This is a genomic window from Streptomyces nanhaiensis (assembly GCF_046614825.1).
In the GTDB taxonomy this organism is placed as follows: domain Bacteria; phylum Actinomycetota; class Actinomycetes; order Streptomycetales; family Streptomycetaceae; genus Streptomyces; species Streptomyces radiopugnans.
Map to the genome: position 1 here is coordinate 1 of NZ_JBKJFM010000242.1, position 5,235 is coordinate 5,235.

Annotated in this window: 3 protein-coding genes and 1 pseudogene; 2 read left to right on the top strand and 2 right to left on the bottom strand. The window is 77.2% G+C overall.

Annotated features, from left to right (window positions below; genetic code table 11):
• Positions 1–61: 61 nt before the first annotated feature.
• A pseudogene (locus ACLIYP_RS28985) lies at positions 62–262 on the bottom strand (ATP-dependent Clp protease ATP-binding subunit ClpX); the annotation flags it as partial.
• On the opposite strand from ACLIYP_RS28985, the gene ACLIYP_RS28990 reads away from it, so the two are divergent.
• Positions 228–2,504 carry an ATP-binding protein gene (locus ACLIYP_RS28990; RefSeq protein WP_412716057.1) on the top strand — a complete coding sequence of 759 codons (2,277 nt, stop codon included), beginning with the start codon at positions 228–230 and terminating at the stop codon, positions 2,502–2,504. The pseudogene ACLIYP_RS28985 and the gene ACLIYP_RS28990 sit on opposite strands and share 35 nt — an antisense overlap.
• 127 nt (positions 2,505–2,631) lie before the next feature.
• On the opposite strand, the gene ACLIYP_RS28995 is transcribed toward ACLIYP_RS28990, so the two are convergent.
• The gene (locus ACLIYP_RS28995; protein ID WP_412716058.1) at positions 2,632–3,525 is read right to left on the bottom strand and encodes an extensin family protein; all 894 of its coding nucleotides are present in this window, start codon (positions 3,523–3,525) and stop codon (positions 2,632–2,634) included.
• 416 nt (positions 3,526–3,941) lie between these two features.
• Here ACLIYP_RS28995 and ACLIYP_RS29000 point away from each other — a divergent pair, with 416 nt between their 5' ends.
• On the top strand, positions 3,942–5,147 hold the full coding sequence (locus ACLIYP_RS29000; protein ID WP_412716059.1) for a DUF4139 domain-containing protein: 1,206 nt from the start codon (positions 3,942–3,944) through the stop codon (positions 5,145–5,147).
• Positions 5,148–5,235: the final 88 nt, after the last annotated feature.

A 5,235-nucleotide genomic window follows, 5' to 3' on the forward strand; every position in this document is an offset into this window, starting at 1 on the left:
GGGGCCGTCCGGAGGGATTCCGGGCGGCCCCCGCCGCATGCGCGCGTGCCGCGCGTCCGCGCTACGCGCTCTTCTCGCGCGGCCCCTGGCCCTGCTCGCGCTCGCCGCGGGAGCGGGGCACCAGGGTCGGGTTGACGTTGGAGTGGCCGACGTCCTCGGTGATCCCCACGCGCGCCACGCCCTTGCGCCAGGGAACCCCGTACATCCCCGACCGCAGGACCCCCTCCATGCGCGCGCGCACACCGCCCCCGCCGGTCCCCCGCCAACTGCCCGCGGTGACGGGGAGTCTGTACGGGCGCGGCCGGCTGCTGAACGGCGTACGGGCGGCCCTGCGCGGCGGCGGCATCACCGTGCCCGTGGTGGTGCTGACCGGGCCGGGCGGCGCGGGAAAGACCGCGGCCGCCCTGCACGCCGGGCACGCGCTGGCCGACGAGTTCCCCGGGGGCCAGCTCCACGCCGATCTGCGCGGCTCCCAGGAGACGCCCGCCGACCCGTACGACACGGCGGCCCGGCTGCTGCGCGGCCTGGGCGCGGACGGCAAGGACATCCCCGCCGACCCCGAGGAGCGGACCGCCGAGCTGCGCAGCCGGCTCGCCGGGCGCCGGGTGCTCCTGCTCCTGGACGACGTGCGCGACGAGGCCCAGTTGCGTCCGCTGCTGCCCGGCACCGCCGACTGCGCCGTACTGGCCACCTCCCGCCGGCGGCTGACGGCCCTCGCCGGAGCCCGTACGTTCACCGTGTCCACCCTCGCCCCCCAGGACGCCGTCCTGCTGCTGACCCGTCTGGTGGGCGCCGGGCGCACCACCGCCGAACCCGCCGCCACCGCGGAGGTGGCCCGGCTGTGCGGCCACCTGCCGCTGGCCCTGTGCATCGCGGGCGCCCGGCTGGCGGCCCGGCCCGACTGGACGATCGGCGGCTTCCGCGACCGTCTGGCACGGCACCGGCGGCGGCTGGACCAGCTCGCCGTCGGCGATCTGGACGTACGCGCCGGCATCGCCCTGGGCTACCGCTCCCTCGCGCCCGATCTGCGCACGGCCCTGCGCAGGCTGGGGCTGCTGGACACGCGCAGTGTGCCCGCCTGGGTCCTCGGCGTGCTGGCCGGGCGGCCCGACGGCACGGCCGACCGGCTCACCGACCAGCTGGTCGAGCGCCATCTGCTGGAAGCCGTCGGGACGGACCGGGCAGGCCAGCCGCGCTTCCGGCTCCACGTCCTCGTCCACGACTTCGCCGCCGAGCGGGCCCTGGCCGAGGACTCCCCCGCCGAACGCGAGGCCGCGGTCCTGCGGGTGCTGCGGGCCTGGGCGGCACTGGCCTCCGGGGCGGCGCAGCGACTGGGTCACGGCGGCGCCCTGGACCCCGTCGAGGGCGCGGGCGAACCGCCGGACGACGCGGCGCGGGCCGCGCGGGGGCGGCCCGCCGACTGGTTCTCCGCCGAGCAGGCGAACCTGATCTCCGCGGTCTCCCTGGCCGCGCGGCTGCGCCGCCCGGCGCTGGCCGCCGACCTGGCCCTCCAGGTCGGCGGCCACCTGCTGCTGCGCTTCTACGAGAAGGAGCGCGAGGAGGTAGTCCGCACCGCGATCGGCTGCTGGGACGAGGGCGCCGCCGGCGACCGCAGGCTCTGCAGGCTGTACTTCGCGCTGTGCTGGACCCTGTACCAGCAGGACCGCTACGAGGAACTCCTGCGGACCGCCGAGCGCGCCCTGGCCGCCGCCCGCGACCTGGGCGACCCGGAGATCGTCGCGGACGCGACCTGGCAGGTGGCCAAGGCGACCGCGCTGAAGGGGCGGCTGCCGGAGGCCGCCGAGCACTACGGGCGCTCGGTGCGCGAGTGCGAGCGGCTGGACCTGTCCGACCGCGCACGGGTGTACTCGCTGACCGGACTCGCCAACACCCTCGCCGACCTGGGCGACGCCGCCGGGGCCGTGGACCACTACCGGCGGGCCCTGGAGCGGCACCGCGCGGCCGACCGCACCCGGGTGGTGATGCTGCTGCGCTGCGCGGAGGCCGTCGCCGACCGCGGGGACGGGCCGGAGGCCCTGGGCCTGCTCGCGGAGGCCGGGCGCATCACCGCCGGGATCGGGGACGAGGTCGGCGCGGCCCATGTGGAGCGGGTGCGCGCCCTGGTCGCCGTCCTGGGGCACGACTGGTCCCGCGCGCGCTCCGCACTGCTCTCCGCGCTGGAGGTGCTGCGGGCGCACAACGAGGTGTCGGGCACCGCGCAGGCGCTGCGGAGCCTGGGCGACGCCGAGATCGGGGCCGGACGGACGGAGGAGGCCTGCGGAGCGCTGCGCGAGGCGCTGTCGCTGTACCGCGGGATGCGGGCGCCCGTGGAGGTCGCCCGTACCGAGGCCCGGTTGAGCGCGGCGCTCGTGCTGGCCGGGGAGCCTCCTTCGGCCGACGGGCACGCGGCGGCCTTCCGGAGCGCCCTCGACCGGTACGGTCTGCCGCCGGCCAGCCTGCGCCTTCCCCCGCACGTACGGCGGCTGCTGCCCGCGGCCGACTGAGCGGTTGCCGCACGGGGCCCGGGCGTACGGCCCGGGCGGTGTCCCGGCCGCCCGGGCCGCCGAACCGGGCCTCCGCCCGGGCCGTACGCCGAACCGGCCCGCCGTGCGGCCCGGTTCGGCGTGCGGCTCAGATCGCGGTGTCGCTGAATCCGTGCCGGGCTATGCGCGCCAGCATGTTCCGCCAGGCGACGATCTCGGAGTGCGGGTCCCCGCTGATGCCGAGCCGGTTCTTCGCGCGGTTGAACCAGGTCTGGGTGTTCGAACCCCAGATGCCGTCCACGGCCAGACCGGCGCCCATGAAGTTGTTGCACATGGCCTGGACGAACACGGTGTCGCTGCGGGAGCCCTTCTCGCACGTCGTGGGCAGGCCGCCGAAGTCGGCGTGGATGTGGTCGTGGTGGGCGGAGTTGTACCAGCCGTCGAGGACGTAGCGGAACCGCCTGCGGCACACCGCGTCCACCGCCAGGTAGCGGCGGCGCAGGGTGCGGCCCTCGGCGTGGTGGCGGTCGAGCGGCGAGCAGCGCCTGCCGCCCGCCCAGTGCACCATGTCCAGGTCCATCGCGGTGCCGGCGCCGTGCTGGCCGCTCCGGTTGACGTAGAAGCCGGCGGACACCAGGAAGTCGATGTTGCCGAAGCCGCCGTCGGCGGAGAGGTTGCGCAGATCGCGTATCCACAGCACCAGCCGGTCGTAGAACGCGTCGGTGCACTGCCAGCTGCGCAGGGTGGTGTTGCCCCGGTCGCCGCGCCAGTAGTAGACGGGGGTGCCGTCGATCCTGCTGAACGTCCTCATCGCCAGGGCCGAGGGCGCCTGCATCTCCTGGGGCAGCGCGGCCGCCGCCGGGCCCTCGGCGGCCTGCGCCGCCGCGCCCGCCTGGCCGACCGCGAGCGCCGTGGCCGCCGCGCCGACCCCGCCGAGGAACAGCCGCCGGTCGATGCGCGGGGAGGGGCCGGGGACAGGGGCGGCGGGGGCGGCCGGCTCGGCGGTGCGGTCGTGGGCGGGTCTGTCCACTGGTTCCTGCATGGTGTGCTCCTCTGCGGTACTCGTCGGTTCCGTTCCGGGCTCCCGGCGGCGGGAGGGGCGCGAAGCCCCGTATCCCTCCGGCGGGGACCGGCTCCGGACGTGCCCGCGGCCCCGGGAGAGCGGTGGAGCGCGGGGCCGGGGCGGGCACGGAGGGGGGCGGGCGGATCGCCGGTCCCCGTGATGGTCGGCGGCCCGCCTACTGCCGGTCTCATTTCCGTCTCACTCGCCCCGCCGCGACCGCGGTACGGCGGCAGGAGGACGACCGGGGAGCGGCGGTACGCGGAGGGGGGCTGTGGGGGGCGGAGGCGGAGGGTGCCGCGGGAACACGTCCCCGACCCGCCCCACCGCCTCCTGCCCCGCCCCGTCCGGCGGCTATGGTGCGGTCACCGGTCGGGCGAGTGGCACGAGGGGGCGGCATGGCGGACGGGACGGCCGAGGGCGGCGGCGCGCGGACGGGGGCCGCCGCGGAGTCGGCCCCGGCCCCGGGGCCGGAACCCGTGCCGGAGTCGGTGCTGGAGTCGGTGCTGGAGTCGGTGCTGGAGTCCGTGGTGGTGCACGCCGTCGGGGCCGTGTGCGTCCGGCGCGCCCGCTGCGTCCTGCCGCCGGGGGACCCGGCGGTTCCGGACGCGGCCGTACGCGTCCGGGTGGAGGGCCTGCCGATCGCCCTGTACGACCACTCGCTGCGCGGCCGGGTCGTCTCCGGCCCGCCCGGACTACGGGTGACCGACGCACGGGTGGTGCGGGCCGCCGCACCCCGGCAGGACCGTGAACTGCCTTCTCTGCGACTTGAGTTGGAGGAGGCCGAGGACCGGCTGGACCGGCTGCGCGAGCGGCGCGACCGGCTCGCAGAGGAGATCGGGCAGGTGGCGGAGTTGCGGGCGGTGCCGCCGCAGCACCGCCGCGGGGACCCGCCCCGCTGGGCTCCGGTGGAGTCCCTGCTGGCGCTGGCGAACTTCGTGGACGGCCGGCTGGCGCTGCTCCACGAGCGGCTGCGGGCGGTGGAGACCGAACTGAGCGGGGCCGAGTACGAGGTCGGTGTGCTCGTCCACCGTCTGGAGGCGGTCTCCAGCGCGCTGCCCGCCGCGCGGGCGGACGAGTCGGCCGCCGCCGTCCTGACGCTGGAGCGGTCCGGGGAGGTGGCGGCGCACCCCGGAGGACGGGGCGAACACGGCTCGGCCGAGGCGGAGTTGGAGGTCGAGTACCACGTGCCCGGGGCCACCTGGTCGCCGGTGTACCAGTTGCGGCTGGACGGCATGGACTCCGGCTCCGGCTCCGGCGGGACGCTCGTCCTGCGCGCCTGCGTGGCCCAGCGCACCGGTGAGGACTGGACGGGCGTGCGGCTGGGCCTGTCCACCGCCGACCTGCTGCGGCGTACGGACGTCCCCCGGCTGCGGTCGCTGCGGATCGGGCGGCGCCAGGAGGAGCCCGCCGCCCGGGGGTGGCGCGAACCCCCGCCGGGGCTGGAGGAGTTGTTCGCCGGGTACGACGCGGCCGTACCGCCCCCTCCGCCCCCCGCCCCCGTCCCGGCCCGGGCCGGAGGGGCGCCGCCCCCCGTCTCCGCGGCTCCGCGGCTCAGGGCCGGGGCGGCCCCGGTGCCGAGGCTGCTGGTGATCAGACGGTAGGTCGCCTCCGGCTCGGGCCGCCGGGAGTCGTCGAGCGTGTACTCGATGACCCGCACCAAGTGCGGGTCGGCGCACATTCGGTGGTCCC

Bases quoted from the DNA above. Each gene is read 5' to 3' on its own strand.
- ACLIYP_RS28990 (WP_412716057.1), top strand. From the start codon at position 228: ATGCGCGCGCGCACACCGCCCCCGCCGGTCCCCCGCCAACTGCCCGCG.
- ACLIYP_RS29000 (WP_412716059.1), top strand. From the start codon at position 3,942: ATGGCGGACGGGACGGCCGAGGGCGGCGGCGCGCGGACGGGGGCCGCC.
- ACLIYP_RS28995 (WP_412716058.1), bottom strand. From the start codon at position 3,525: ATGCAGGAACCAGTGGACAGACCCGCCCACGACCGCACCGCCGAGCCG.